Here is a 26047-nt window from a genome sequence, read left to right on the forward strand (position 1 = left end):
GATAGGCGAGGGCCGGAGCCTTGTGAAGGTTCGCGTGTTAGCTCGCATAAAGGAGCGGCCATGAAAATCTTCACCATCGGCTATGAGGGCGCGACGCAAGCCGAATTCATCGCGACATTGCACGCGGCGGGTGTGAAGCAGGTGATCGATGTCCGCGCCGTACCGCTGTCGCGCAGGCCCGGCTTTTCAAAGAATATCCTGGCCAATGGCTTGCGCGAGGCCGGGATCGATTATGTGAATTTGAAGGCGCTCGGCACCCCCGCCGAAGGGCGCGAAGCGGCGCGAAAAGGCAGGTATGACGTGTTGGAGCGGGTGTACGGCGCTCAGCTCAATACGCCCGAGGCAGGCTTGCAGGCGGAGCAGCTCAAGGACCTGGCCGGAGAAAAGCCGTCCGCCTTACTCTGTTTCGAACGTGATCCTGCCGGGTGTCACCGCACTTTGTTGTGGAAGCATGTGCTGCCGGATGCGCAGGTGGTGGATCTCTACCCGGTCGATAATCTGAAAGGAGCAGGACCATGATCGATCATATCGGGCTTGCCGTCAGCGACATCGCACGATCCCGGGCCTTTTACGAAGCAGCCCTGGCACCGCTCGGCATCGCACCACTGATGACCTTCGGCGCGGATCAATCGGAAAGCGGCGGTGCCACCGTGGGCTTCGGAAAGAGCAACGACCCCTTCTTCTGGATCGGCGATAACGAAAGGCCATGGGAGGGCACGCATGTCGCTTTCCGGGTCGAAACACGGGCGGAAGTGGATGCCTTCCACCGGGCGGCGCTGGACGCCGGTGGGCAGGACAATGGCGCGCCGGGTTTGAGGCCGAAATATGGGCCAAACTATTCTGCGGCCTTCGTCCACGATCCCGACGGAATTAATGTCGAAGCGGTTTGCTACGCGACGGAGTAATCCAGCCGTCATTGCGAGAAGCGTAAGCGGCGAAGCAATCCATTCTGCGGCCAAGCCCAGTGCCGCTGGATTGCTTCGCTCCGCTCGCGCGGACAGCAAATACCCCTACTGCCGCTAGGGCTGAGCTTGTCGAAGCCCGTGTGAACCGTGCCTGGCCCACGTCCTTCGACAGGCTCAGGACTAGCGGATGTGCTTAGGAATCTCCGCCGCCCTCGATTACCGCGTCGCTCGCCGCCAAGGTCTGGTCCTCGACGTCCACGACGGCTTCTGCCTCGTCCTCGCTCTCCTCGATCCGCGCCGCCGACACGACATGTTCGTTGTCGGCCACGCGGAAGATGGTGACGCCCTGCGTGTTGCGGCCCGCGATGCGGATGTCGCCGACGGTGGTGCGGATCATCTTCGCCTGATCGGTGACGAGCATCAACTGCTCGCCATTATGCGCGGGGAAACTCGCCACTACACAGCCGTTGCGCTGGGAGGTTTCGATATTGGTGATGCCCTGGCCGCCGCGGTTGGTGCGGCGATATTCGAAGGTGGAGGTGCGCTTGCCATAGCCGTTGACGGTCACGGTGAGGAGGAATTCCTCCGCATCCTCGAACTCCTTCATCCGCTCCGGCGACAGGGTCGGCGCGTTTTCATTCTCCTTCCACGGCGCGGCGCGGAGATAGGCTTCGCGCTCTTCCGTGGTCGCCTGGAAGCCCTTGAGGATGGACAGCGAGATGACCTCGTCATCGTCCTTCAATGTGATGCCGCGAACGCCGGTGGAGGTGCGGCTTTGAAATTCGCGGACCGCAGTCGCCTCAAAGCGGATGGCGCGGCCGTTCTTGGTGGCGAGAAGCACGTCGTCATCTTCGGTCAGAAGGGCAACGCCGATCAGGCGATCGGTCGCATCCTCTTCAAAGCGCATGGCGAACTTGCCGTTGGACGGGATGTTCGCGAACGCGTCCATGCTGTTGCGGCGCACTCCGCCATGGGCAGTCGCGAAGATAACGTGGAGGTTCTTCCACTCTTCCTCATTCTCCGGCAGCGGCAGGACAGTCGAGATCGTTTCGCCTTCCGCCAGCGGCAGGAGATTGATCATCGGGCGGCCGCGCGCCTGCGGAGCGCCTTCGGGCAGGCGCCACACCTTCATGCGGTAAACCTTGCCGTGGGTCGAGAAGAACAGAACCGGCGTGTGCGTCGAGGTGACGAACAGCTTCACGACAGCATCTTCATCCTTCGTCGACATGCCCGAACGGCCCTTGCCGCCGCGATTTTGCGTACGGAAGGTGTCGAGCGGCGTGCGCTTGATGTAGCCGCCATGGGTGACGGTCACGACCATGTCCTCGCGCTCGATCAGGTCTTCATCGTCAATGCTGTCACCGGCGGGCGCGATGGTTGTGATGCGCGGCGTCGCGAACTGGCTTTCAACCGCATCGAACTCCTCGCGCATCACGCCATAAAGCTTCACGCGATCGGCAAGGATGGCGAGCAGTTCGGAAATGGACGCGGCCAGTTCCTTAAGCTCATCGCCAATTTCGTCGCGGCCAAGCGCGGTGAGGCGATGGAGGCGGAGGTCTAGGATGGCGCGGACCTGGGTCTCGCTCAGCGTATAATTGTCGCCTTCCACCTCATGTTCGACCGCTTCGACGAGCGCGATATATTGGGCGATCTCCGCGACCGGCCACTGGCGCGCAAGAAGCGAAGCGCGCGCTTCAGCAGGCGAGGCCGAACCCCGGATAATCCGCACCACTTCGTCGAGGTTGGTTACCGCGATGACGAGGCCGAGTAAGATGTGCGCCCGGTCGCGCGCCTTGTTGAGTTCGAACTTCGAACGGCGAGTGATCACCTCTTCGCGGAATTTGACGAAGGCTTCGATGATGTCGCGCAGGTTCAGCGTTTCCGGGCGGCCGCCGCGAATGGCGAGGATGTTGGCCGGGAAGCTGGACTGGGCGGGCGTATGGCGCCACAGCTGGTTCAGCACCACCTCCGGTGTCGCATCGCGCTTCAGGTCGATGACGACGCGCACGCCTTCGCGGCTCGATTCGTCGCGAATGTCGGAAATACCCTCGATCCGCTTTTCCTTCGCCGCTTCGGCGATCTTTTCGACCAATCCCGATTTGCCGACCTGATAGGGAATGGCGGTGAGGACAATGGAGCGGCGGTCGCCCCGACCTTCCTCGATCTCGTGGCGGGCGCGCATGATGATCGAACCGCGTCCGGTGTGATAGGCGCTGCGGGCGCCGCCCTGGCCCAGAATCAGCGGGCCGGTCGGGAAATCGGGGCCGGGGACGATTTCAATCAGTTCATCCACGGTGATCGCGGGATTGTCGATATAGGCCTTACACGCGGTCAGTACTTCGCCGAGATTGTGCGGCGGAATGTTGGTCGCCATGCCGACCGCGATCCCGCCCGCGCCGTTGACGAGAAGGTTGGGGAAGCGGGCGGGAAGAACCTGCGGCTCACGCTCCGACGCATCGTAGTTCGGCTGGAAATCGACCGTGTCGCGATCAATGTCTTCGAGAAGCGCATCGGCCACGCGGGCAAGACGCGCTTCGGTGTAACGCATCGCGGCGGGCGGATCGGGATCCATGGAACCGAAATTCCCCTGGCCGTCGATCAGCGGCACCCGCATCGACCAATCCTGCGTCATGCGCGCAAGGGCATCGTAGATGGAGGCGTCACCGTGCGGGTGATATTTACCCATGACGTCACCGACGAGGCGCGCCGACTTGCGATAGGGGCGCCCGGCGACGAAGCCCGCGTCGTGCGCACCGTAAAGGATGCGGCGGTGCACCGGCTTCAACCCGTCGCGCACGTCCGGAAGGGCGCGGGCGACGATCACCGACATGGCATAATCGAGGTAGGAGGTCTTCATCTCCTCGACGATGGAAATCGGGCTGATATCGCTATTTTCGATGGTCGGCGGCGTGCTGGCCAATGTAATCGTCCTGACAGTTGAATCGTGCCGGAGCGATCAAGATTGCCGCCCCTTGAAGCGGTGTTAGCGGATGCGCTTGCCCAAGGCCACCCCCGCGCGCGTACGCGCGCGTGCAGGCTTTAGCGGCGTGTGAAGCGCCAGCGCGTCTCGTCCGACCCATCCGGATCGAAGGCATAGCCGTCGCTGTCGAACCCCTTCAGTGCCTCGGCATCGGTCAAGCGGTGCTCGCAAATATAGCGGGCGACCATGCCGCGCGCCCGCTTGGCAGCGAAGGTGTTGAAGCGAAGGCCGTTCGGCCCTTCCTCCCGGAAGTCGATTTCGATGACTGGAGTGTCCTTGGGCAGGCGGTCGTGCACCACGGCCCAATATTCCTTGCTGGCGACGTTGATGATGGGTCCGCCGCCGGACTCCTCGAGCGCTGAGGCAAGGGCATCCGCCACGCGCGTTCCCCAATAGCCGTATAGATTGCCCCCCGCTGGCGCCCACCGCGTGCCCATCTCCAACCGGTAGGGCCGGATCGCATCCAGCGGGCGGAGCAGGCCATAAAGACCCGACAGGATCCGAAGGTGATCCTGCGCGAAGGTGACGGCCGCTTCGTCCAGGCTCTGAACCTCGAAGCCCGCATAAACGTCGCCCGCAAAGGCATAGATTGCCGGGCGTTCAGGTTGATCCTCAAAAGTGCGGAACCGCTCGACATTCAGTTCGGCAAGTTTGTCGGAAATGTGCATGAGCTCGCCCAGTTTCTTCTTTGACAGGCGGGCGGCCGATTTGGCGATCCGCTCGGCGTCCGGACGGAAGGCAGGCTGGGTCGCGGCAACGGCAGGAATATCGCTCTGATAATCGAGCGTCTTGGCGGGCGAGATCACGGCAAGCATGAGAGCGCGGTACAAAGCGGGGAGGGCGAGGTCAATTCGGCCCGTCCGTCGGCGCGAAAATGCGGTTCAACGCGGGTTCACGTGCAAAAACTAGAAAGCGTCATGAAAAGGCACTAAGCCCGCTATTCTTCGTTCAACACGGCTCGCCCGCTGGTGGGCCGCAGGAGGCAGTCTGTGACGTCTATTTCGAAATTCACACTTGGTCTTGCCATTCTTCTTGGCGGCACGTCCGCCGTTGCCGTCGCAGCACAACAGCAGGCTGCACAGGCCGCCGCGCCCGCGAAGGAATATAAGCTCAGCAAGGAAGAGCGCGCCGGCATCGGCCCGCTTCAGGAAGCTGTGAACGCGAAGAACACCGCTGCCGCAACCGCCGCGCTTCCGGCCGCCCAGGTCTCGGCCAAGGGCGCCGACGCGCAATATATTCTCGGCCAGCTGATGCTGAAGCTCGGCCTCGACAGCCAGAATGTCGCTCTCCAGCGTCAGGCGATCGATGTGCTTCTCGCAACAGCGACGACGCCGGAAAAGGATATCGCGATCCTTCAGCTCAATAAGGCCGCGCTGGCCGCCAATGCCGGCGATGCCAAGGCGGCGGAAGAAGCGATGACGCGCGCCGCCCAACTGGCGCCCAACGATCCGCAGGTCATTATCTCGCTCGCCGAGGCAAAGGTTGCCGCGAAGAAGCCGGGTGAGGCCGTCGATCTCATCACAAAGGCGATCGATCTGAAGAAGGCTGCGGGCCAGCCGGTGCTGGAGAGCTGGTACAAGCGCGCTCTGTCGCTTGCTCTCCAGAACAAGATGGCGCCGCAGAGCATCGCCCTCAGCAAGTCGCTTGTCGCGGCTTACCCGAACCAGACCAACTGGCGCGACGCCCTCTTGATCTACCGCGATAACACGCAGCTCGACGAAGCGACGCAGCTTGACGTGATGCGCCTGATGCGCGCTGCCAAGGCGCTGAACGGAGAGCGCGATTATTACCGCTTCGCGCATGAACTGCGCAGTGGCGGCTTCCCGGCCGAAAGCAAAGCGGTGCTCGACGAAGGCATCGCGGCCAAGTTCGTGGATGCCAGCAAGTCGCCTTTCAAGGAATTGATCGCGGCCAATGCCGGCCAGATCCGTGGCGACCGGGACGGCTTGGCCGCCGCCGAAACCAAGGCGAAAGCGGCAGCGGACAGCAAGCTCGCCACTACAACGGCCGACGCCTATTTCGGCTATGGTGAATATGCCAAGGCTGCCGAATTGTACCGCGTCGCGCTTCAAAAGGGCGGCGATGCCAACATGCTCAACACCCGCCTCGGCGCAGCGCTCGCTCTTGGCGGGCAGAAGGCGGAGGCAGAGGCAGCGCTCAAGACAGTTCAGGGCTCGCGCGCCGACCTCGCGGTCTTCTGGATGGCTTGGCTCGCCAATCGCGGCTGAACCAAGCATCGGGCGAAGGAAAAGGGCGTCGGTTTCGGCGCCCTTTTCTTATGCATCCGACACAGGCTTATTCGCGGGACTTGCCAAGGACCGATACGCTCCGTATCGCCGTCCGCGCTGTGGGCCTGTAGCTCAATGGTAGAGCCGGCCGCTCATAACGGCTAGGTTGCGGGTTCGAATCCTGCCGGGCCCACCACAGCCTTGCACGGCAGGCGATATGTCGGGGAGTAGCGCAGTCTGGTAGCGCATCTGCTTTGGGAGCAGAGGGTCGCAGGTTCGAATCCTGTCTCCCCGACCATCTTCTAATCTAACAACCGCCCACCCCATTTCGTCATTCCGGCGAAAGACGGAATCTCGGGACGGAAAAGCACTTTGCGACGTTCACCCCGACTTTCGTCGGGATGATGGTCCAATCGCTTACTGCTGATCTGCCGCTACGGGCCCGAACTCCACCTTCGCATTCGCCGTGACCGCCAGCATCGTCGTCCAGGCGGCGACATTCTGGCGCAGCTGTTCGGGATCCACCTTGTCGAGCGTGTCGTCGGGCGTGTGGTGCAGGTCGAAATAGCGTGTGCCGTCCTGTTGCAGCTCGATCGTCGGAACGCCGCTGGCCGAGAGCGGGCCGATGTCGGAGCCGCTGGCACGATCGGTAAAGCCCTGCGTGATGCCGAGCGGGGCGAGTAGCGCCCCCAGGTCGCGGACAATCGGCTGCGCCGTCGCATTGAGCTTCGAATCGAAACGCCAAATCCGGTCCGCGCCGAAATCGCTCTCGGCGATGACCGCATGGTCCTTGGGATGCTTGCGCAGATAATCGATACCGCCAAACAGACCGACCTCCTCGGCTCCGAACCAGGCAACCCGGATCGTGCGGAGCGGCTTGTCGCCGCCGTCCATCACCCGCTTTGCCGCGGCGGTCACGATGCCGCAGCCCGTCGCGTCATCGATGGCGCCGGTGCCGAGATCCCAGCTGTCGAGGTGGCAGGCGGCGAGCACGACGCCGAGCTTCGGGTCGCGTCCCGGCACTTCGGCAATGACGTTGCCGGATTGATGAGTGCCGATGTCGCGCGGCGTGAGGGTGAGCTTCATCGTCACCGGCTTGCCGCGCTTCAAAATGCGCTGGAGCTGTTCGGCGTCTGGAATAGCAAGCGCGGCGGCCGGGATCGGCGCCACACCATCGGCAAAACGCTGCACGCCGGTATGCGGGTTACGGTGATGATCGGTGCCGATCGAACGGATGACGATCGCCGCCGCGCCCTTGCGGCTGGCGACAGTCGGGCCCTGGCGCCGGGCGCCGCCGAAATAGCCGTAGCCTGAGCCATCCTGCGTCGGCACCATGCCGTGGCTGACGAACACGATCTTCCCGCGCACATCAGCATCGCTCGCGGCCTCAAGGTCGGCGAGGCTGTCAAAGCCGATCACCTCGGCGGTGATACCGTCCATCGGGGTCGCGCCGCTATTGCCAAGCGCCGTCAGCACAAGCTTCTGCGGAAAAGGCGCCACGATCTCCGCCCTCTCTTCACCGCGTTCCCACACAGGCATGTCGAAGGTTTCGACGCGCACGTTCGAAAAGCCGAGTTTCTTCAGCTTCGATACGGCCCAGTCGCGTGCGCGGGCTTCGGCGGGGCTGCCCGCGGGGCGCGGGCCGATCTCGGTCGTCAGGCCTTCGGTGATGTCCCATGCCACATCATCCTTCAGCGCTGCATCGCGAAGCTTCTCCACCTTCGCGGCGTCATATTGCGCAAGGGCCGGCACGGCTGCCGAAAAGAGGAAGGGAAGGGCGGCTGCGGTGGCGAGATGCTTTTTCATGACACCTGCGTATCCAACAAAATCGGGGAGCGGAAGGGCTTCCTTGCGTTTGCCAATCGACGCCCGACCCACTAGGTAGGCGCGACTTCATTCCCGCTTTATCCGGAGAGAGCGCCGCCATGGCCGCACAGTATAGCTTCGTCATGAAGAATTTGAGCAAGACCTTCCCCGGTCATCCCAAGCCGACGCTCAACAACATCAACCTGCAATTCTATCTCGATGCCAAGATCGGCATTGTCGGCCCGAACGGCACCGGTAAGTCGACGCTCATGAAGATCATGGCGGGCCGCGACACCGAGTTTACCGGTGAAGCCTGGCCGGGCGACGGCATCCGCGTCGGTTATCTGGAGCAGGAGCCGCAGCTCGATCCGACCAAGACGGTGAAGGAAAACGTCATGGACGGCGTCCGTCCGGTCGCGGACCTCGTCGACCGCTTCAACGAAATCTCGACCCTGATGGCCGATCCGCCCGCCGACGCCGATTTCGACGCGCTGATGACCGAGATGGGCGAGCTTCAGGAAAAGATCGACGCGGTCGATGGCTGGACGCTCGACAACCAGCTCGAAATCGCAATGGACGCGCTCCGCTGCCCGCCGGGCGACAGCAAAGTCGATAACCTTTCGGGCGGTGAAAAGCGGCGCGTGGCGCTGACCCGCCTGCTGCTCGAAAAGCCCGACATCCTGCTGCTCGACGAACCGACCAACCACCTCGATGCCGAAAGCGTCGCGTGGCTGGAGCGGCACCTTGTTGACTATAAGGGCAACGTGATCCTCGTCACCCACGACCGCTACTTCCTCGACAATGTCGTCAACTGGGTGCTCGAACTCGATCGCGGCCGCTATTTTGTCTACGAGGGCAATTACTCGACCTACCTGGAAAAGAAGGCCAAGCGCCTCGATCAGGAAGAGCGCGAGGATGCGGGCCGCCAGAAGGCGATCACGGACGAGCTCGAATGGATCCGGCGCAGCCCCAAGGCCCGCCAGACCAAGTCCAAGGCGCGTATCAAGGCGTTCGACGAATTGGTCGAGGCGCAGGAAAATCGCGCGCCCGGCAAGGCTCAGATCCTCATCCAAGTGCCCAAACGTCTCGGCGGCAAGGTGATCGAGGCGAAGGGCCTCACCAAATCCTTCGGCGACAAATTGCTGTTCGAGGATCTGAGCTTCACGCTTCCGCCAGGCGGCATCGTCGGCATCATCGGGCCGAACGGCGCGGGTAAAACGACCTTGTTCAAGCTTATCACTGGCGCCGAGCAGCCCGATAGCGGCAGTATCGAAATCGGCGACACGGTGAAATTGGGCTATGTCGACCAGAGCCGCGACGCGCTCGATTCCAACAAGAATGTCTGGGAAGAAGTCTCCGACGGACTCGACATATTCCGCTTCGGCAAGCACGAAATCGCGAGCCGCGCCTATGTCGGCGCCTTCAACTTCAAGGGCACCGATCAGCAGAAGAAGGTCGGCCAGCTCTCGGGCGGTGAACGCAATCGCGTCCATATGGCCAAGATGTTGCGCAAGGGCGGCAACGTCCTGCTGCTCGACGAACCGACCAACGACCTCGACGTCGAAACCCTGCGTGCGCTCGAAGAAGCGCTCGAAAATTTCGCGGGCTGCGCCGTGGTCATCAGCCACGACCGCTTCTTCCTCGACCGCCTCGCGACGCACATTCTGGCCTTCGAAGGCGACAGCCACGTCGAATGGTTCGAAGGTAATTTCGAAGCCTATGAGGAAGACAAGCGCCGCCGCATGGGCCCGGAAGCCGACCGCCCGCACCGGATGAGCTACAAGAAGCTCACGCGCTAGAACATGTGTTGGGGGTCGCAGGCACGCCGCCCCCAACCTCACATGAATGCGTAAGCGTCCATACGCAGAATGCCATGCAATGTGCTTTGGTGCAGGCGAGACGCTTTCCCATCCGACGCGCCCATAGCCACGAATAGCGGTAGCAAATGCTCCTCCGTGGGATGGTTGCGCGTCGCCTCGGGCGCCTTGGCGCGATAGGCGGTCAGGTCATCACGCCGATTATCCGTCAACGCCGCATCCATCCACTCGGCGAAGCGCGTAACCCACTCGGGCTCGGGCGCATGAAGCGCATCGTAATAGTCGCGAAAACTCGACAGATCATGGGTAAAGCTGCCTGACGCGAGGATCAGCACGCGCTCGCTACGAAGCGGAGCGAGCAATCGACCGATCCGAACATGATGCTCGGGGCCAAGATCGGGCTGGACGGAGATCTGGACGACAGGAATGTCCGCGCCCGGATAGATCAACCGGAGCGGAACCCAGGCGCCGTGGTCGAGGCCCCGGCGCTCATCGCATCCGCTGGCAACGCCGCCCGCTAAAAGTAGGGATTGGATACGGTCCGCGAGAGCGATCGACCCTGGCGCCGGATAGGTGAGGGCATATAGTTCAGGCGGAAAGCCGTAAAAGTCGTGGATCGTCTCGTTACGTTCAACGGCATTGACCATGGGCTGCGCGGTTTCCCAATGCGCGGACACCACGATGATAGCCTCGGGACGTTCGCCAAGCTCCGCTGCCAGACCTTCAAGGAAATGGCGCGCGGGAACGTCTGTCAGCGGGAAGGTCGGTGCGCCATGGGACACGAATAATGCGGGCAGCATGAGATGATCCTTTCTATGCAGACCAGATGAGCACATCGTCCGCGCCGTTGAAGGGCGGGCCTCCGAACTCCACCGTTGCCAATTCCGCAACATTCGGAACCTCGGCGATCGTCATGAATTTCGATCAGCCATGCGTGCCCTTCATATATTACTCGCCGCCGCTTGCCTTCTCACGGCCTGCGCCTCCGATCGACCGCCTTGGGCGGATGGAGCCTTGGTGACCGAGCGCGTCCCGGCGGGGCAGGGGCAGGTGCAAACATTGCGCGATCTTCCGGCGCGCATCCTCTCCCTCCACAATGTCGAAAGGCGTGGGGCAGGCGTACCCGCCTTGACCTGGGATACCAGCCTTGCCGCATCGGCCGCTGCCTATGGCCCGCAACTCGCCCGCTACGGATCGCTCCGGCATTCGCCGCCGGAAAGCAGGGCGGGGCAGGGCGAAAATCTATGGATGGGCACGCGCGATGCCTATGCGGTCGAGGAGATGATCGGCGGCTGGATCGGCGAGAAGCGGATCTTTCGCGCCGGCACTTTCCCGAACGACGTCAGTACCAGCGGCAATTGGAGCGATGTCGCTCATTATACCCAGATGATCTGGCCGGGCACGACTCGCGTCGGGTGCGCAGTGCACAAGTCCGCGCGATGGGACTATCTCATTTGCCGCTACGCCCCGGCAGGCAATGTGGTCGGGCAGCGCGTGCCTTGATGGACTGGGCCGGGCAGGGCTAAGGTCGGCCGATGAACATCGTTCTGATCCTTGTCGCTAGCCTCGTGGTGCTGATCGCCGCCTTCGCGTGGATTGGCGCCCGCTCTCAGCGCATCTTCAAGGCGCCCCAGAAATTGTCGGACGCGCAGCTTGAGGCGACGGTGAATATCACAAGCCAGATTATGGAAATGACGAAGCCCGGCGCGCCCACCTGGGCGCGGGCTGCGGCCAAATATCAGGCGGCGGTCAACGAACAGCTTCGGCGGCAAGGCAAAGAACCGCTCGATGAAATCGAAATTGACGGCCTGATCCGCTAGGGTCCGGACGATATCGAGCGGCGACCGCGCGAGATCGCGTCGCCGCTTATTCCTCGTGAAACTTGGCCTCGACCAGCTCGGCCAGCAAAGCAACCGCTTCCTCCGCACCGTCGCCGGACGCACTGATCGTAATCCTGTCGCCCATCGCGGCGCCAAGCATCATCAGGCCCATGATCGACGTCGCGCAGACTTTCGATCCGTCCTTCTCGACTTCGACCGATGCGGTCTGCCCGGCGGCGAGGGTGACGAATTTAGCCGAAGCGCGGGCGTGAAGCCCGCGGCGGTTCAAGATATCAACCGTCCGGCTCGCCATCAGGCCGCAGCCTCGCCGAGAATTTCCGATGCCACCGAAATATATTTGCGTCCCGCTTCCCGCGCGGCAGCAACGGCTGCTTTCACGTCCATCGTCTTGCGCGCGCCTTCAAGGCGGATGAGCATCGGCAGGTTGACGCCCGCAATCACTTCCACCTTGTCCGATTTCATCAGTGAAATCGCAAGGTTGGATGGCGTGCCACCGAACAAATCGGTCAGGATGATGACGCCGCTGCCACCGTCGACATCGGCAATCGCCTGCGCAATGTCGTTGCGGCGGCCCTCCATATCGTCCTCAGGGCCGATGCAGATTGCGGCGATCCGCTCCTGCGGGCCCACGACATGCTCCATGGCCGTCACGAACTCCGTGGCGAGACGCCCGTGAGTAACCAGCACCAAACCGATCATCGATACACCTTGAAACCCAACATCCTAACGCGCGGGGCCATTGCCCTCGACTCCGTCGCGCGGCCGTGTGGCCAAATCCCGATGCTCCACCGTGGGCGAAAACCCCGCTGCGCGCAACCTTGACGCCATACGCTCCGCGACATGAACGGAACGATGACGGCCGCCCGTACACCCAAAAGCGATGGTAACATAGGACTTTCCGGACGCTTCATAGCGGGGAACGAGCGTCAGGAGCAGGCTCTCGATCCTTCCCATCGCTTCTGCATAAGCGGGATCGCGCGCGACATAATCGACGACCAGCTGATCGAGTCCCGTCATTGGGCGCAAGTCCCTGTCCCAATGCGGATTATCCAGAAACCGCATATCGAACACATTGTCCGCATTGCGCGGAAGGCCCCGCGCGAAGCCGAAAGACATGATGTGCAACGTCGGCGCCGCCGCTCCGGTCGCGAAGCGCGCACGTATCTGTCCCTGCAATGTTGGCGCGTCCGTATCCGTCGTGTCGATCACATAATCGGCATAGGTGAGGAGGGGCGCCATAAGCTGCCGCTCCGCCGCGACCCCGTCCGTCGCTGGCCGGTCCGGCGCGAGCGGGTGACGCCGCCTTGTCTCCGAATAGCGCCGCAGCAGTTCCGCGCCCGCACAATCGAGATAGAGCAGCTCGATCGGATAATCGCCCTCGCTGGTCAGCGCCTCGATCTGCTCGACGACATGGGCCGCGTCGAAATCCCGCGTGCGCGAATCGATGCCCATGGCGAGCGGCCGACCATGCGTCGCCTCGCTCACCGACGGCGGTGTCGAGAGCAGGTGCACGAGGAGGGAGAGGGGGAGGTTGTCCACCACCTCCCAGCCTGAATCTTCAAGCGTCCGAAGCACCGTCGATTTGCCCGCCCCCGAGAGGCCGGTGACAAGCAGGATGCGTTTGGGCGCCCGGTTCTTCATTGTTCTGCAAGACCGAAAATCTTGAGCGCAAGCTCCGCCTTGATCGCCGCCGACGCTTCGAGCGCGGCCAGCGGCACCACCGGCACGTCGACGCCCGCCAGCCGCCTCCGCTCGGCCAGCATCGGCAGGCGCTCGGGCGCGCGGTCGACGTCGATCATCAGCGCAACCGGCGCGTCCTCCACCGCATCCATCGCGACGATCCCGATGCCGCGCACCTCCATCCGCCCCCGGATCGTGTCCGGCGCCGACGCCAGCAGCCTCCCGTCCACGCGCCGCACATAGGTATAATCGTCGCTCACCAATGTCCCGCCCCGGTCGATGAGGCGCAGCGCAAGGTCCGACTTGCCCGCGCCCGACTGCCCGCAGATCAGAACGGCGCGGCCGCCGATCGCGACGCTCGTCGCGTGGATGGTTTCGGAAGAAAGCGCGGTTGCCGTCATGCTGTCATTACCCCCGGAAGCCGGACCACGAAGCGCGCGCCATGGCGGCGATCGCGGCGGTCCTCGACTATGATCGACCCGTCATGGCCGTCCAATATGGCCCGGGCGATGGCGAGGCCGAGGCCGGAATGGCCCCCGAACGCCTCGCCGTCCGGTCTGATGCTATGGAAACGGTTAAAGATCGCCTCACGTTTGTCCGGTGGCACGCCCGGCCCCTCATCCTGCACCGTGACGACCACATCATCGCCGATCGCCGTCGCTCCGATTTCGACCAGCGATCCCTTCGGCGCGAAGGAAAGCGCATTGTCCACCAGATTGTCGAACACCCGCACGAGCCGCGATTCATCGCCCATCACTACCGCCGTGCCCCGGCGCGGGCGGGCGAAGACGATTGACACCCCCCGTTCCTCGCCCCGGCTTTCCCACACCGGCATAACCGTCTCGATCATCGCGCCGATATCGACCGGCTCGAAATTGGTCCGCGAAAGCTCCGCGTCGAGCCGAGACGTCTCCGCGATATCGACAATCAGCCGGTCGAGCCGCCGCACATCGTGCCGCACCACATCCAGCAACTGCCGCCGCAGCGCCGGATTCTCGACCCGCTCCAGACTATCCACCGCCGACCGGAGCGAGGCGAGCGGGTTCTTTAATTCATGCGTCACATCCGCGGCAAAGGCTTCGGTTGCATCGATCCGGTAGCGCAACGAATGGGTCATGTCGTGCAGCGCGCGGGCGAGCAGGCCGATCTCGTCCCGCCGCGCAGGGAGGAGTGGCACGCTCACCTCCCGGTCGCGCCCCAGCCGCACCCGATGCGCCGCCCGCGCCAGCCGCCGCAAGGGCCGCGCAATCGTCCGCGCAAGGAACAGGGAAAGGAGCACCGAAACGATGATCGTAAGCCCAAGCACAATGCCGAGCGTTAGCCGCTCCGCACGCACCGCCGTCCGCACATCGCGCGCATTGACGGTGAGCAGCAAGGCCATATCCGTGCCCGGCAGCGGCGCCGCTGCGGACAGGAAGGGCGTCCCCTCCGGCGCCCGCCGCACCGAAGTCACGTCCCGCCCGCCGCCAAGCACCGACCGCACCTCGGGCCAGACCGAAAGGCCGTCCTCAAGGCTTGGCTCGAAGGCGGGAAGGTCCGGCCCGCCGACCACGGTGTCGAAGCCCCGGTCCAGCCAGCGGGCAATATCCTTTGTCCACGACTCGGCCTTCGGATCGCGCAGCACATAGGTCGGCCGCGCGCCGTCCCAGCTGTCCGCTACCTTGCCCGCTGCCGTATAAATGCGCAGCCGCGTCTGCGATTCCCGCCCCAGGGCGACGAGCAAATCTTGCCGCGCTTCCGGCGGTGCCACCGCCACCGCGTGGGCGATCATCCGCGCTTCGGTTTCGGCCTGCGCCACCCGGCTATCGAGAATCCGCCCCCGGAAGCTGTCGAGATAGAAGAGACTTCCCGCCAGCATCGCCAGCGCAAAGATATTGACGATCAGGATGCGCCGCTTGATCGACAGCCGCCCGGACCAGCGCAGGCGCAGATCGCGCTCGTCATTCCTCTGCAAAGCGATAGCCCACGCCGTACAGCGTCTCGATCCCGTTAAAATCGCCGTCCACCGCGCGGAATTTCCGCCGCAGCCTTTTTACATGGCTGTCGATGGTTCGATCATCGACATAGACATCGTCTTGATAGGCGATGTCCATCAACTGGTTGCGCGATTTGACGACGCCCGGCCGCTGCGCGAGCGCCTCCAGCAAGAGAAATTCGGTGACGGTCAGCGTCACCGGCTTTCCGTCCCATGTCACCCGATGCCGCGCCGGGTCCATGGACAGCCGCCCGCGCACGATCTCCACGGCTTCCGGTGCATCCTCCGCTTCGGGCGCCGCGCGCACTTCCGTTCGGCGCAGGATCGCACGGATGCGGGCGATCAGCAGCCGCTGCGAAAAAGGCTTGGCGATATAATCGTCCGCCCCCATCGCAAGGCCGAGCGCCTCGTCCAGCTCGTCGTCCTTTGATGTCAGGAAGATCACGGGAAGATCACTCTTCTCGCGCAACCGCCGCAGCAATTCCATGCCGTCCATTTTCGGCATCTTCACATCCAGCACGGCAAGGTCCGGCGCATTCTCTGTGAGCGCCTTCAACGCCGCCTCGCCATCCGAATAAAGCCGGGTGGTAAAACCCTCAGCCTGGAGCGCGATCGACACGGACGTCAGGATATTCCGGTCATCATCGACAAGCGCGATCACCCTCGACATGGCAGCAGCTCCGGTCTCATGGCTCAGGGTCTTAATCAATGGGGCAGGGGGCGGCAACCATCCGCAGCTTTCTCTACCCCATCGCTCTAAAGCCCTCCCCCTCAAAGCTAATAGCCCTCCCCCTTGATGGGGGAGGGGCTTTGAGTGAGAACGCTAACACCCCAAACCGACCCCGCACGCTCCATCCACCCTCCGTAAATTCCCCCGGAAATCCGCGCCTTTTGACGCCGCCGACCGCCTCCTATATGCGCCTTGAAAAAATTTGCGGAGGCCTCCGCCGACCGCGATAACATTAGGAGAAATCGTCGTGGCGAAGCGCGTGCCCAATCATGGGCTTGCCGAACAAGGCATTGTTACTAAAGCCGATATCCACTGGAACCTGCTGCCCGCAGCGCTCACCGAACAAGCGGTGAAGCGCGGTGAGGGCATGCTCGCCAAGGACGGCCCGCTTGTCGTCGCCACCGGCAAGCACACCGGCCGTTCCGCCAAGGACAAGTTCACCGTCCGCGATTCGGAAACCGAAGGCACCATCTGGTGGGACAATAACGCCGCGATGACGCCAGAGCAGTTCGCCGCATTGAAGGCCGATTTCCTCGCCTGCGTCAGTGATAAGGACACGCTTTTCGTCGCCGATCTCTATGGCGGATCGCAGCCCGAGCATCGCGTCCGCGTCCGCGTGATCAACGAGCTTGCCTGGCACAATCAGTTCATCCGCACGATGCTCGTCCGTCCGGAAGCCTCGGAGCTGGAAGGCTTCACTCCCGAATTCACGATCATCGATCTGCCGAGCTTCAAGGCCGATCCGGCAAAGCACGGCTGCCGCGGCGAAACCGTGATCGCCGTCAACCTCACCGAAAAGCTGATCCTCATCGGTGGCACCCAATATGCGGGCGAGATGAAGAAGTCGGTCTTCGGCGTCTTGAACTACCTCCTGCCCGTGGACGGCGTGATGCCGATGCACTGCTCGGCCAATATCGGCCCCAATGGCGACACCGCCGTCTTCTTCGGCCTTTCCGGCACCGGCAAGACGACTCTGTCGGCCGACGCCAGCCGCACCCTCATCGGCGACGATGAACATGGCTGGTCGGACACCAACGTCTTCAATTTTGAAGGCGGCTGCTACGCCAAGATGATCCGTCTGTCGGAAGAAGCGGAGCCGGAGATCTACGCGACCACCCGCCGCTTCGGCACCGTTCTCGAAAATGTCGTAATCGATCCCGACACGCGCGAACTCGATCTCGACGACAACAGCCTCGCGGAAAACACCCGTGGCGCCTATCCGATCGACTTCATCCCCAATGCGTCGAAGGAAAATCTCGGCCCCGTTCCGCGCAACATCGTGATGCTGACCGCCGATGCTTTCGGAGTCCTGCCTCCGATCGCGAAGCTGACGCCGGACCAGGCCATGTATCACTTCCTGTCGGGCTACACCGCCAAGGTCGCGGGCACCGAAATCGGCGTGACCGAGCCCGAAGCCACCTTCTCCACCTGCTTCGGTGCCCCCTTCATGCCGCGCCACCCGAGCGTCTATGGCAACCTCCTCAAGGAGCGGATCGCCAAGGGCAATGTCGATTGCTGGCTGGTCAACACGGGCTGGACCGGCGGCAAATATGGCGTCGGCAAGCGCATGCCGATCAAGGCCACCCGCGCGCTCTTGAATGCCGCGCTCGACGGCAGCCTCAAGAATGTCGAATTTCGCAAGGATCCCTATTTCGGCTTCGACGTGCCGGTCAGCGTGCCCGGCGTCGACACCGCAATCCTCGATCCGAAAAGCACTTGGGCCGACAAGGCCGAATATGACGCGACGGCGAAAAAGCTCGTCCAGCTCTTCATCGACAATTTCGCCAAGTTCGAAGCCCATGTCGACCAAGGCGTCCGGGAGTCCGCACCGACAGCGGCCTGAGGCAAAATAGCCCGTAAAGAAAAGCGCTGGCCCCAATGGGGCCGGCGCTTCTTCCAAATCCCCCAAACCCGCTAGGGCTGAGCCTGTCGAAGCCCGGTCCATCCGCTCGGTGTTCACAGGAGGATCAGAGACGAGAGGGCGAAATTCCGCCAGCCTCAGCTAGCTCATCACATCGCCAAGGCTTGCCACGTCAAACCAGTTCAAACTGGAACGTCCTTCGACAAGCTCAGGACTAGCGGGATGAAAGCCACGCTCGGCAGTAGGAAGGCCGCAGCCCCACCAAACTCCAAGCCCCAACTCAGCTAGGGCTGAACCTGTTGAAGCCCGATCCAACCCGCACGAACGCTTCTCTAAACACTCTCGTCAGCGGCGATTTAGGCCACCATCGTCATTGCGAGCAAAGCGAAGCAATCCAGCGGCACCGCACCTGCAACGGATGCATTGCTTCGTCGCCATCCTCCTCGCAATGGCGATCACTATCCGGGAAGCGCCCCAACCGGCTCCACCAGCAAGCACCCCCCCTCAGCGCCTATCACCCGCACACGCGATCCAGCCGTCACATCAGGCCCCTTGGCCATCCAAACTCCGTCGCCAACTTTCACGCGACCGCGTCCGCCCTCAATCGCGTCAACGACCAGCACCGTCTCGCCAATCAATCGCGCGGTCCGGTCATTGAGCAACGGATCGCTGCTCTCCACCGGGTTGGCGGCATACCAACGCCGCCCAAACATCACCGCGGCGATGGCCAGCAACGCAAACAGCCCGAATTGAAACGCGAGCGGCAGGCCAAGCAAAGCCGCAAACCCGGTCACCGCCGCTGCAGCCGCGAGCCAGATCAGGAAGACGCCCGGCACCAATATCTCGGCGATGCCCAAAATGGCGGCGCCGATCAGCCACCACCATTCGGGGTCGAGATCGAAGCCGTTCACTCCGCCGCGCCTTCGAACGGCCCCTTGCGCCGCGCGGGCGGGGCAGGGGGTGCGGGCGGCAATTCCGCCGATCCCTTGCCGAGCGCATCGCGGGCGAGTTCGCCAATCCCGCCCAATGTGCCGATCAGCTGGGTCGCTTCGACCGGGAACAGGATCGTCTTGGCATTGGGCGATGTCGCGAACTGGCTCACCGCATCCACATATTTCTGCGCGATGAAATAGTTGATCGCCTGCGTGTTGCCGCCCGCAATCGCGTCCGACACCATCTGCGTCGCCTTGGCTTCCGCTTCGGCGGCGCGTTCGCGGGCCTCGGCGTCGCGGAAGGCGGCCTCGCGGCGGCCTTCGGCCTCCAGGATCTGCGACTGCTTCTGCCCCTCGGCACGCAGGATTTCCGACGCCCGCGACCCTTCAGCCTCCAGAATCGAGGCGCGCTTTTCGCGCTCCGCCTTCATCTGGCGGCCCATTGCGTTCACGATATCGGCAGGCGGACGGATGTCCTTGATCTCCACGCGAGTAATCTTGACGCCCCAGGATTCGGTGGCCTGGTCAACGACCGCCAGCAGGCGGGCATTGATCTCGTCGCGCTTCGACAGCGTTTCATCGAGGTCCATCGATCCCATGACGGTGCGCAGGTTCGTCGTCGTCAGCTGCATGATCGCGACATAGAGATCCGAAACCTCATAGGCCGCCTTGGCCGCGTCCAGCACCTGGAAGAAGACCACGCCGTCGGTCGAGATCATCGCATTGTCTTTGGTGATGATCTCTTGACCCGGAATATCAAGAACCTGCTCCATCATGTTGATTTTGCGGCCAACGCGATAGAAAAAGGCGGGGTAGAAATTGAAGCCCGGCGCCGCGACGCTGGTGAAGCGGCCGAAATGCTCGATCGTATAGCGATAGCCCTGCCGCACGATCTTGATGCTCGCCATCAGATAGATGATCACAAGCAGCAGCACGAAGAACATTGCCGTGACTTCCATCGCCGATTCCTCCCCAAATGCGTTGGCGATCATGATGTCGCCTGATATCCAACATTCCAAGCGGAAAAAGTGTAGGAAATCCGCGAGAAAAGGGAGAGACATGCATGCAGCCGACACTACAGCAGCTTCGCCTTTGCCGCTCGGTCCTCTTCCTCCCCGCTTCCAATCCCCGCGCCATCGAGAAAGCCCGCACGCTCCCCGCCGACCTCATCATCCTCGATCTCGAAGATGCGGTGAAGGAAGAGGACAAGGCCACCGCCCGCGCCGCCGCTGTCGAGGCTACGCATCACGGTTTTCCCGGCAAGCTCGTCGCGATCCGGGTCAATGCCGATATCGGCCACCATTTCGGCGATGATGCCGTCGCGGTGCGGGGCAGCGCCGCAGACTTCGTCGTCCTTCCCAAGGCCGAAACCGCGAAGAGGATCGGTGACGCTCATTCCCTCTCGCAAAAGCCGGTCCTCGCCATGATCGAAACGGCGGCAGGCGTTCTCGCTGCCCGCGAAATCGCCCGCCACTCTCAGGCCCTTATCGCCGGCACCAACGATCTCGCCTACGATCTCGGCCTGCCGCCGGGCGCGGACCGTTCCGGCATGAGCCTCGCCCTCCAGTCCATCCTCCTCGCCGCCCGCGCCCAGGGCATTGCCGCCTTCGACGGCGTCTTTAACGGCCTTGACGATGCGGCGGGCCTCGAAGCCGAATGCCAAGCAGGCCGCGCTCTCGGTTTCGACGGCAAAACCCTCATCCACCCGAACCAGATCGAAACCGCCAACCGCATCTTCGGCCCATCTGTGGGGGAAATCGCTGCCGCCGAAAGGCTCATCGCCGCCGCAACGGGTGGGGCAGAGCGCCACGAAGGCCGGATGATCGAAGCGATGCATGTGGCGCAGGCCGAGGCTATACTCGCCAAGGCCCGGCGCTGACAAGGGGAACGCCTAGCCTTACCGGGAAACCCTTTCTATAGAGCCTCACGACTCCCGGACAGCGAGACAGACAGCATGGATATCACCCTGGGCCTCACCTTCGACGACGTGCTCTTGAAGCCCAGGGAGTCGAGCGTGCTGCCCAGTCAGGCCGATACTCGCACCCGCGTCACGAAGGAGATCGGGCTCAACATCCCGCTCCTCTCCTCGGCGATGGATACGGTAACCGAAGCCGACATGGCGATCGCCATGGCGCAATTGGGCGGCCTCGGCGTTCTCCACCGCAACCTCTCGGTCGAGGAGCAGGCCGCCGCCGTCCGTGCGGTAAAGCGCTACGAAAGCGGGATGGTCGTCAACCCGATCACGATGACGCCCGATCAGCCGCTCGCCGATGCGCTGGAGCTGATGCAGAGGCACCGCATTTCCGGCATTCCCATTACGGAAGCGGGTGGGCGCCTGGTCGGCATCCTCACCAACCGCGACGTCCGCTTCGCCGAAAATCCGCGCCAGCCGGTCTCCGAACTGATGACGAGCGACAACCTTGTCACCGTCGGCCCCGGCGTCAGCCAGGAAGAAGCGCGCCGCCAGCTCCACCAGCGCCGCATCGAGAAATTGCTGGTGGTGGACAATGCGGGCCGCTGCATTGGTCTCATCACCGTCAAGGACATGGAAAAGGCCGTCAATTATCCCGAAGCGACGAAGGACGGCTCGGGCCGCCTGCGCGTCGCCGCCGCCACCACGGTCGGCGACAAAGGCTATGAGCGCAGCGAAGCGCTGATCGACGCCGAATGCGATCTTATCGTTATCGACACCGCTCACGGCCACAATGCCGACGTCGCGAAGGCCGTCGAGCGGATCAAGAAATTGTCGAACAGCGTACAGGTCATTGCGGGCAATGTTGCGACCGGCGAAGCGACCAAGGCGTTGATCGGCGCGGGCGCGGACGGCGTGAAGGTCGGCATCGGCCCCGGCTCCATCTGCACCACCCGCGTCGTCGCTGGCGTCGGCGTGCCGCAGCTCACCGCGATCATGGACGCCGCGAATGAAGCGGCCAAGTCCGGCACCCCGATCATCGGCGACGGCGGTCTGCGGACCAGCGGCGACATCGCCAAGGCTCTCGCGGCCGGCGCATCCACCGTCATGGTTGGTTCGCTCCTCGCGGGCACCGAGGAAGCGCCGGGCGAAACCTTCCTCTATCAGGGCCGGACATACAAATCCTATCGCGGCATGGGTTCGGTCGGCGCGATGGCGCGAGGCTCTGCCGACCGCTATTTCCAGCAGGACATCAAGGATCAGCTGAAGCTCGTTCCCGAAGGCATTGAAGGCCAGGTGCCCTATCGCGGCCCAGTCAAGGAAATCGTCCATCAGCTGGTCGGCGGCGTAAAGGCCGCGATGGGCTATACCGGTGCCGGGACGATCGCCGAGCTTCAGGAGCGCGCTCAATTCGTCCGCATCACCAATGCGGGCCTGCGTGAAAGCCACGTTCACGACGTGACGATCACCCGTGAAGCCCCTAATTATCCGACTCGCTAGGTGACGCCCGCCGCCCGCGTTCAGGCCGCGATCGAGCTGCTCGACCAGATCATCGACGCCGCTCGCACCGGAGGCGCCGCCGCCGACACGCTCATCGCCCGTTACTTCAAGGAGCGCCGCTATGCGGGGTCCAAGGACCGGCGCGCAGTTCGCGACCTCGTCTACCGCGCCATCCGTCGCAGCGGCGAACGGCCGGTATCGGGCCGCGCCGCGATGTTGGGGCTCGCGGCCGATGACGCCGATCTTGTGCCTCTGTTCGATGGCTCCTCGCACGGACCCGCGCCGATTGCGGAAGGGGAGGAGGCGGCGGCGACACCCAGCCTCGTCCCGGCGTGGCTCCGCCCGCGCCTCGATCCGCTGGTTGCGCCAGAGGAATGGCCAGCTCTCTTGGAACGCGCGCCGCTCGATATTCGCGTCAACCGGCTGAAGGGCGATCGAGCTGAAGTTCAGGCACGCCTCGCGCAGGCGGAACCGGCGCCCCATTCGCCAATCGCCCTTCGGCTTCCCGAAGGCTTCGCTGTCGAACAGGATCCAGCCTGGGCCAGCGGCCTCATCGAAATTCAGGACGAGGGAAGTCAGCTCCTCAGCCTCGCTTGCGAAGCCGCCCCGGGCATGGTCGTCGTCGATCTTTGTGCCGGGGCAGGGGGCAAGACGCTCGCCCTCGCCGCCGAGATGGAGAATGCGGGGCGGATCATTGCCTGCGATGTCGATCGCGGTCGCCTGTCCCGCATTAGTGCGCGCCTCGACCGTGCGGGCGTCTCCATCGTCGAGACGCGCCTGCTCAATCCGAACCAGGAAGTGAGCGCCCTCGCCGATCTCGCCGGGCAGGCCGATCTCGTGCTGATCGATGCACCCTGTTCGGGGACCGGCACTTGGCGCCGCAACCCCGAAACGCGCTGGCGCCTCACTGAAAAGCGCCTCGCCCAACTCACCGCCGTCCAGAGCCATTTGCTGGATATCGGGGCGGGCCTTGTGAAGCCTGGCGGCCGGCTTGTCTATGCCGTCTGCTCGCTACTCGCGGCGGAGGGGCGCGATCAGGCATCGGCCTTCGTCAGCCGCCATTCAGCCTTCCTGCCCGAAAAGGCGCCGCTCACGGCTGGCCGCGCGGCTGGAGACGGTTTGATTCTCACGCCCGGCCACGACGGCACCGACGGCTTTTTCGTCGCGCGGTGGCGGCGGCCGTGATATAGAATGGCTGCCAATGATGGAGACCCTGATGCGCCTTTTGCCGATCGCCATTTCCGCCACCATCGTCGCGGCGACCATGGGCAGCGCCGGGCACAGCAAGCAGCAGGGCGTTGAGCAGATCGATGCACGCTCGGTATCGCTGACCAAGCAGGGACAGAACGACCTTTCCGTCGGCCAATATGACAAGGCGCGCGATGCGTTCGAAACCGCGCTCGCCGTCGACCCGCGCAACCGAGCCGCCTATATTGGCCTTGGCCGCGCCGCTTTGGGCATGAAGATGCCGGGCAAGGCGATCGGCTTCTACGCCGAAGCGTTGGCGCTTGAACCCAATGATGTCGTCGCGCTCGCGGGACAGGGCGAAGCGATGGTGGAACGCGGCGCCGTCGATCGCGCCAAACAGAATCTCGAAAAGGTCCGTTCGCTATGCACCGCGCCGTGTCCGCAAGCGGACACGCTCGCCGCCGCGATCGCGAAGGGTCCGCCGGTCGTTACGGCCGAAGCGGTCGCGCCGGAAACCACCAAGGCTAACTAAGCATCCACCCCACCGCTAGTCCTGAGCCTGTCGAAAGACGTGTGAATCGTACGATGCCCACGGGCTTCGACAAGCTCAGCCCTAGCGGAGTTAAGTGTTAGAGTTTGTTCGAGAGAATACGTGCAATCGCGCAGAAAATCCTCGATATTCCGTGTTTCTGCGCGCCTCTCGGGCTCGACGCTTCCATCGCAAGGGTCGCCTGTCATGGAAGGCTGAGAAAAGGCGCCAAGCCCAATTAAATCGCCTAAAACACCGCTAGTCCTGAGCTTGTCGAAGGACGTGTGAAGGGTGCGATGCCCACGGGCTCGACAGGCTCAGCCCTAGCGGAGTTAAGTGTTAGCGGTCCTTCGTGAGAATGCGCGCAATCGCGACGAAATCCTCGACACGCAATGTTTCCGCGCGCCGTTCGGGGTCGATGCCTAAGGCCTCCAGTGCTTCAATCGCACGCGGGACGGACTTAAGGCTCCCGCGCAGCATCTTGCGGCGTTGACCGAAGGCAGCCGCGGTCACTTTCTCCAGCACTGCCGCTGAAACCCCCTCGGGCGCCGCTTTCGGCACGATGTGGACCACAGCCGACATCACTTTGGGCGGCGGCACGAAGGCCGAGCGATGGATCTTCATCGCGAGCTTCGCCTCGCTCCGCCACTGGGCGAGCACGGCAAGGCGGCCATAGGCGCCTGTGCCGGGTTTGGCGACGATCCGCTCCGCGACTTCCAGCTGGAACATCAGGGTCAGCGATTGCCAGAAAGGCGGCCAGGTTTCTCCGCCAAGCCAGCGCACAAGCAGGGCAGTCCCGACATTATAGGGAAGGTTGGACGCGATATGGGCGCCATCGCCCGCAACAGCGCTCTCGTCGATCGCCAGCGCATCGCCCTCGATCACGGTCAGCCGCCCGTCCGCCGCGTCATTCACTTCCGCCAGGGCAGGCAGGCAGCGCCGATCCCGCTCCACAGCAACCACCTTCGCCCCGGTGCGCAGCAAAGCGCGGGTCAGGCCGCCCGGGCCGGGACCGACTTCATAGACGGTCGCGCCATCCAGCGGCCCCGGGATGCGTGCGATCCGGTCCAGTAATTGTTCGTCGAGCAGGAAATTCTGCCCCAGCGCTTTTGAAGCATTGAGCCCATGCGCCGCGATAACCTCGCGCAAGGGGGGGAGTGGCCTCACGCCTCGGCAACGCGGCGCGCGCATTCGGCGGCGGTCTTCAACGCCGCGATCATCGCGCCCGGCTCGGCAATGTTCCGGCCCGCAATGTGGAAAGCTGTGCCGTGATCGGGTGACGTGCGGACGATCGGCAGGCCGAGCGTCATGTTCACGCCATCGTCGAAATGGAGGGCTTTGAGGGGGATCAGCGCCTGATCGTGATACATGCAGAGCGCGGCGTCGTAAGTGGCGCGCATCCGGTCGTGAAACATTGTGTCGCCCGCAAGCGGGCCGACTACATCCAGGCCTTCCTCACGCAATCGTTCGATCGCCGGCAGGATGATATCGATCTCCTCCCGGCCCAGAGCGCCATTCTCTCCGGCATGAGGGTTGAGCCCTGCCACCGCGATGCGCGGACTGACGATGCCGAACTGACGCTGCAGCCCGCGCGCGACGGTGCGGCAGCGCTGGACGATCAGGTCGATCGTCAGCACATCGGGAACCTCGCGCAGCGGCACATGGATGGTTACGGGCACAGTGCGCAAGGTCGGCCCGGCCAGCATCATCGCCACCAATTCCTTGGCGACGCCGCAGCGTTCGGCGACGAACTCGGTTTGGCCCGGATGGGTGAAGCCGATCGTGTAGAGCTGCCCTTTGGACACCGGTCCCGTCACCAGCGCCGCCGCCGCGCCCGAACGGGTTAGGCCGACCGCAAGCTCCAACGCGTCGAGCGCATTGCGTGCGCCCTCAACGTCCGGCTGCCCCGGGACCACGGCATTGCCGTCGATCCGGAACATGGGCAGCGCCTCGTTGAAGCACCTCAGCGCCTCGGCAGGCTCCGAAATCGCACGGATCGGCCCGTCCCAAACGGCCGTCACGCCGTTGCAATTGCCGACGGCGAAGAATGGCGGGACGTTCGCTTCACGCCGCCGCTCCCACGCTTTTGCAATGATCTCCGGGCCGATACCCGCCGGATCCCCCAGGGAAACGGCGAGGGGCAAGGTTGCGCCCAAAACAGCC

General features: G+C 63.5%; 25 protein-coding genes and 2 tRNA genes. 13 read left to right on the forward strand and 14 right to left on the reverse strand.

Annotated features, from left to right (window positions below):
• Positions 1–60: 60 nt before the first annotated feature.
• Both C7I56_RS04410 and C7I56_RS04415 read left to right on the forward strand, forming a co-directional pair.
• Positions 61–519 (forward strand): DUF488 domain-containing protein, encoded by a 459-nt coding sequence (locus tag C7I56_RS04410; protein ID WP_106639284.1) that lies wholly within the window; start codon positions 61–63, stop codon positions 517–519.
• Positions 516–905, forward strand: a complete 390-nt coding sequence (locus C7I56_RS04415; protein ID WP_106639285.1) for a VOC family protein — start codon at positions 516–518, stop codon at positions 903–905. Before C7I56_RS04410 ends, C7I56_RS04415 begins: the two co-directional genes overlap by 4 nt.
• Positions 906–1098: 193 nt before the next feature.
• Here C7I56_RS04415 and gyrA read toward each other — a convergent pair whose 3' ends face one another.
• Together gyrA and yaaA are read right to left on the reverse strand one after the other, a co-directional pair.
• Entirely contained in the window at positions 1099–3825 is a 2727-nt protein-coding gene (gene gyrA, locus C7I56_RS04420) for a DNA gyrase subunit A (RefSeq protein WP_199792316.1), read from the reverse strand.
• Positions 3826–3944: 119 nt separating this feature from the next.
• Positions 3945–4700 carry a peroxide stress protein YaaA gene (yaaA, locus tag C7I56_RS04425; protein WP_106639286.1) on the reverse strand — a complete coding sequence of 252 codons (756 nt, stop codon included), beginning with the start codon at positions 4698–4700 and terminating at the stop codon, positions 3945–3947.
• Between the two features lie 174 nt (positions 4701–4874).
• On the opposite strand from yaaA, the gene C7I56_RS04430 reads away from it, so the two are divergent.
• From C7I56_RS04430 to C7I56_RS04440, 3 genes are all read left to right on the forward strand, one after another.
• Positions 4875–6113, forward strand: a complete 1239-nt coding sequence (locus C7I56_RS04430) for a tetratricopeptide repeat protein (RefSeq protein ID WP_106639287.1) — start codon at positions 4875–4877, stop codon at positions 6111–6113.
• Positions 6114–6234: 121 nt separating this feature from the next.
• Positions 6235–6309, forward strand: a tRNA-Ile gene (locus tag C7I56_RS04435).
• 25 nt (positions 6310–6334) lie between these two features.
• Positions 6335–6411, forward strand: a tRNA-Pro gene (locus tag C7I56_RS04440).
• A gap of 119 nt (positions 6412–6530) precedes the next feature.
• On the opposite strand, the gene C7I56_RS04445 is transcribed toward C7I56_RS04440, so the two are convergent.
• Positions 6531–7919 carry a M28 family peptidase gene (locus C7I56_RS04445; protein ID WP_106639288.1) on the reverse strand — a complete coding sequence of 463 codons (1389 nt, stop codon included), beginning with the start codon at positions 7917–7919 and terminating at the stop codon, positions 6531–6533.
• A gap of 119 nt (positions 7920–8038) precedes the next feature.
• Here C7I56_RS04445 and ettA point away from each other — a divergent pair, with 119 nt between their 5' ends.
• Positions 8039–9718 carry an energy-dependent translational throttle protein EttA gene (gene ettA / locus C7I56_RS04450; RefSeq protein ID WP_106639289.1) on the forward strand — a complete coding sequence of 560 codons (1680 nt, stop codon included), beginning with the start codon at positions 8039–8041 and terminating at the stop codon, positions 9716–9718.
• 38 nt (positions 9719–9756) lie between these two features.
• Here ettA and C7I56_RS04455 read toward each other — a convergent pair whose 3' ends face one another.
• Positions 9757–10536, reverse strand: a complete 780-nt coding sequence (locus tag C7I56_RS04455; RefSeq protein ID WP_106639290.1) for a DODA-type extradiol aromatic ring-opening family dioxygenase — start codon at positions 10534–10536, stop codon at positions 9757–9759.
• Between the two features lie 217 nt (positions 10537–10753).
• Between C7I56_RS04455 and C7I56_RS04460 the strand changes: the two genes are divergently transcribed.
• Together C7I56_RS04460 and C7I56_RS04465 are read left to right on the forward strand one after the other, a co-directional pair.
• Positions 10754–11239: a CAP domain-containing protein gene (locus tag C7I56_RS04460; RefSeq protein ID WP_158702996.1), complete on the forward strand. Its 486-nt coding sequence runs from the start codon at positions 10754–10756 to the stop codon at positions 11237–11239.
• 32 nt (positions 11240–11271) lie between these two features.
• On the forward strand, positions 11272–11556 hold the full coding sequence (locus tag C7I56_RS04465; protein WP_106639292.1) for a hypothetical protein: 285 nt from the start codon (positions 11272–11274) through the stop codon (positions 11554–11556).
• Positions 11557–11602: 46 nt separating this feature from the next.
• Here the strand turns inward: C7I56_RS04465 and C7I56_RS04470 are convergent, their stop codons facing one another.
• From C7I56_RS04470 to C7I56_RS04495, 6 genes are read right to left on the reverse strand one after another with little or no spacing between them, the layout of a single operon-like run.
• Positions 11603–11869 (reverse strand): HPr family phosphocarrier protein, encoded by a 267-nt coding sequence (locus tag C7I56_RS04470; RefSeq protein WP_106639293.1) that lies wholly within the window; start codon positions 11867–11869, stop codon positions 11603–11605.
• Positions 11869–12276, reverse strand: a complete 408-nt coding sequence (locus C7I56_RS04475) for a PTS sugar transporter subunit IIA (RefSeq protein ID WP_106639294.1) — start codon at positions 12274–12276, stop codon at positions 11869–11871. Before C7I56_RS04475 ends, C7I56_RS04470 begins: the two co-directional genes overlap by 1 nt.
• A gap of 24 nt (positions 12277–12300) precedes the next feature.
• Positions 12301–13218, reverse strand: a complete 918-nt coding sequence (gene rapZ / locus C7I56_RS04480) for an RNase adapter RapZ (protein WP_106639295.1) — start codon at positions 13216–13218, stop codon at positions 12301–12303.
• The gene (locus C7I56_RS04485) at positions 13215–13658 is read right to left on the reverse strand and encodes an HPr kinase/phosphorylase (RefSeq protein ID WP_106639296.1); all 444 of its coding nucleotides are present in this window, start codon (positions 13656–13658) and stop codon (positions 13215–13217) included. The genes rapZ and C7I56_RS04485 overlap by 4 nt, the downstream gene beginning before the upstream one ends.
• Entirely contained in the window at positions 13655–15211 is a 1557-nt protein-coding gene (locus tag C7I56_RS04490; RefSeq protein ID WP_425352368.1) for a sensor histidine kinase, read from the reverse strand. Before C7I56_RS04490 ends, C7I56_RS04485 begins: the two co-directional genes overlap by 4 nt.
• Entirely contained in the window at positions 15198–15902 is a 705-nt protein-coding gene (locus C7I56_RS04495; protein WP_106639298.1) for a response regulator transcription factor, read from the reverse strand. Before C7I56_RS04495 ends, C7I56_RS04490 begins: the two co-directional genes overlap by 14 nt.
• A 307-nt stretch (positions 15903–16209) precedes the next feature.
• On the opposite strand from C7I56_RS04495, the gene C7I56_RS04500 reads away from it, so the two are divergent.
• Positions 16210–17805, forward strand: coding sequence for a phosphoenolpyruvate carboxykinase (locus tag C7I56_RS04500; RefSeq protein WP_106639299.1), 1596 nt, complete (start codon positions 16210–16212; stop codon positions 17803–17805).
• 476 nt (positions 17806–18281) lie between these two features.
• Here the strand turns inward: C7I56_RS04500 and C7I56_RS04505 are convergent, their stop codons facing one another.
• Together C7I56_RS04505 and C7I56_RS04510 are read right to left on the reverse strand one after the other, a co-directional pair.
• A complete protein-coding gene (locus C7I56_RS04505) occupies positions 18282–18734 on the reverse strand; it encodes an NfeD family protein (protein WP_199792317.1) in 453 nt (150 codons plus the stop codon).
• Positions 18731–19714, reverse strand: a complete 984-nt coding sequence (locus C7I56_RS04510; protein WP_106639638.1) for an SPFH domain-containing protein — start codon at positions 19712–19714, stop codon at positions 18731–18733. The genes C7I56_RS04505 and C7I56_RS04510 overlap by 4 nt, the downstream gene beginning before the upstream one ends.
• A gap of 104 nt (positions 19715–19818) precedes the next feature.
• Between C7I56_RS04510 and C7I56_RS04515 the strand changes: the two genes are divergently transcribed.
• From C7I56_RS04515 to C7I56_RS04530, 4 genes are all read left to right on the forward strand, one after another.
• A complete protein-coding gene (locus tag C7I56_RS04515; protein WP_106639301.1) occupies positions 19819–20634 on the forward strand; it encodes an HpcH/HpaI aldolase/citrate lyase family protein in 816 nt (271 codons plus the stop codon).
• A 75-nt stretch (positions 20635–20709) separates the two neighbouring features.
• Positions 20710–22167, forward strand: coding sequence for an IMP dehydrogenase (guaB, locus tag C7I56_RS04520; RefSeq protein WP_106639302.1), 1458 nt, complete (start codon positions 20710–20712; stop codon positions 22165–22167).
• On the forward strand, positions 22168–23352 hold the full coding sequence (locus C7I56_RS04525; protein WP_106639303.1) for an RsmB/NOP family class I SAM-dependent RNA methyltransferase: 1185 nt from the start codon (positions 22168–22170) through the stop codon (positions 23350–23352).
• A gap of 31 nt (positions 23353–23383) precedes the next feature.
• Positions 23384–23887 carry a tetratricopeptide repeat protein gene (locus C7I56_RS04530; protein WP_106639639.1) on the forward strand — a complete coding sequence of 168 codons (504 nt, stop codon included), beginning with the start codon at positions 23384–23386 and terminating at the stop codon, positions 23885–23887.
• A 336-nt stretch (positions 23888–24223) separates the two neighbouring features.
• Here C7I56_RS04530 and rsmA read toward each other — a convergent pair whose 3' ends face one another.
• The gene (gene rsmA / locus C7I56_RS04535; RefSeq protein WP_106639304.1) at positions 24224–25075 is read right to left on the reverse strand and encodes a 16S rRNA (adenine(1518)-N(6)/adenine(1519)-N(6))-dimethyltransferase RsmA; all 852 of its coding nucleotides are present in this window, start codon (positions 25073–25075) and stop codon (positions 24224–24226) included.
• Positions 25048–26028: a 4-hydroxythreonine-4-phosphate dehydrogenase PdxA gene (gene pdxA / locus C7I56_RS04540; protein WP_245409579.1), complete on the reverse strand. Its 981-nt coding sequence runs from the start codon at positions 26026–26028 to the stop codon at positions 25048–25050. Before pdxA ends, rsmA begins: the two co-directional genes overlap by 28 nt.
• Positions 26029–26047: the final 19 nt, after the last annotated feature.

It is taken from the genome of Allosphingosinicella vermicomposti, from assembly GCF_003012815.1.
Lineage (GTDB): Bacteria > Pseudomonadota > Alphaproteobacteria > Sphingomonadales > Sphingomonadaceae > Allosphingosinicella > Allosphingosinicella vermicomposti.

Excerpts from the sequence above, each read along its gene's own strand:
- rapZ (WP_106639295.1), bottom strand. The coding sequence starts at position 13,218 with ATGAAGAACCGGGCGCCCAAACGCATCCTGCTTGTCACCGGCCTCTCG.
- C7I56_RS04465 (WP_106639292.1), top strand. The coding sequence starts at position 11,272 with ATGAACATCGTTCTGATCCTTGTCGCTAGCCTCGTGGTGCTGATCGCC.
- C7I56_RS04410 (WP_106639284.1), top strand. The coding sequence starts at position 61 with ATGAAAATCTTCACCATCGGCTATGAGGGCGCGACGCAAGCCGAATTC.
- ettA (WP_106639289.1), top strand. The coding sequence starts at position 8,039 with ATGGCCGCACAGTATAGCTTCGTCATGAAGAATTTGAGCAAGACCTTC.
- C7I56_RS04415 (WP_106639285.1), top strand. The coding sequence starts at position 516 with ATGATCGATCATATCGGGCTTGCCGTCAGCGACATCGCACGATCCCGG.
- C7I56_RS04510 (WP_106639638.1), bottom strand. The coding sequence starts at position 19,714 with ATGGAAGTCACGGCAATGTTCTTCGTGCTGCTGCTTGTGATCATCTAT.
- C7I56_RS04485 (WP_106639296.1), bottom strand. The coding sequence starts at position 13,658 with ATGACGGCAACCGCGCTTTCTTCCGAAACCATCCACGCGACGAGCGTC.
- C7I56_RS04515 (WP_106639301.1), top strand. The coding sequence starts at position 19,819 with ATGCAGCCGACACTACAGCAGCTTCGCCTTTGCCGCTCGGTCCTCTTC.
- C7I56_RS04495 (WP_106639298.1), bottom strand. The coding sequence starts at position 15,902 with ATGTCGAGGGTGATCGCGCTTGTCGATGATGACCGGAATATCCTGACG.
- C7I56_RS04445 (WP_106639288.1), bottom strand. The coding sequence starts at position 7,919 with ATGAAAAAGCATCTCGCCACCGCAGCCGCCCTTCCCTTCCTCTTTTCG.
- rsmA (WP_106639304.1), bottom strand. The coding sequence starts at position 25,075 with ATGCGCGCGCCGCGTTGCCGAGGCGTGAGGCCACTCCCCCCCTTGCGC.
- guaB (WP_106639302.1), top strand. The coding sequence starts at position 20,710 with ATGGATATCACCCTGGGCCTCACCTTCGACGACGTGCTCTTGAAGCCC.
- yaaA (WP_106639286.1), bottom strand. The coding sequence starts at position 4,700 with ATGCTTGCCGTGATCTCGCCCGCCAAGACGCTCGATTATCAGAGCGAT.
- C7I56_RS04475 (WP_106639294.1), bottom strand. The coding sequence starts at position 12,276 with ATGATCGGTTTGGTGCTGGTTACTCACGGGCGTCTCGCCACGGAGTTC.
- C7I56_RS04530 (WP_106639639.1), top strand. The coding sequence starts at position 23,384 with ATGCGCCTTTTGCCGATCGCCATTTCCGCCACCATCGTCGCGGCGACC.
- C7I56_RS04470 (WP_106639293.1), bottom strand. The coding sequence starts at position 11,869 with ATGGCGAGCCGGACGGTTGATATCTTGAACCGCCGCGGGCTTCACGCC.
- C7I56_RS04455 (WP_106639290.1), bottom strand. The coding sequence starts at position 10,536 with ATGCTGCCCGCATTATTCGTGTCCCATGGCGCACCGACCTTCCCGCTG.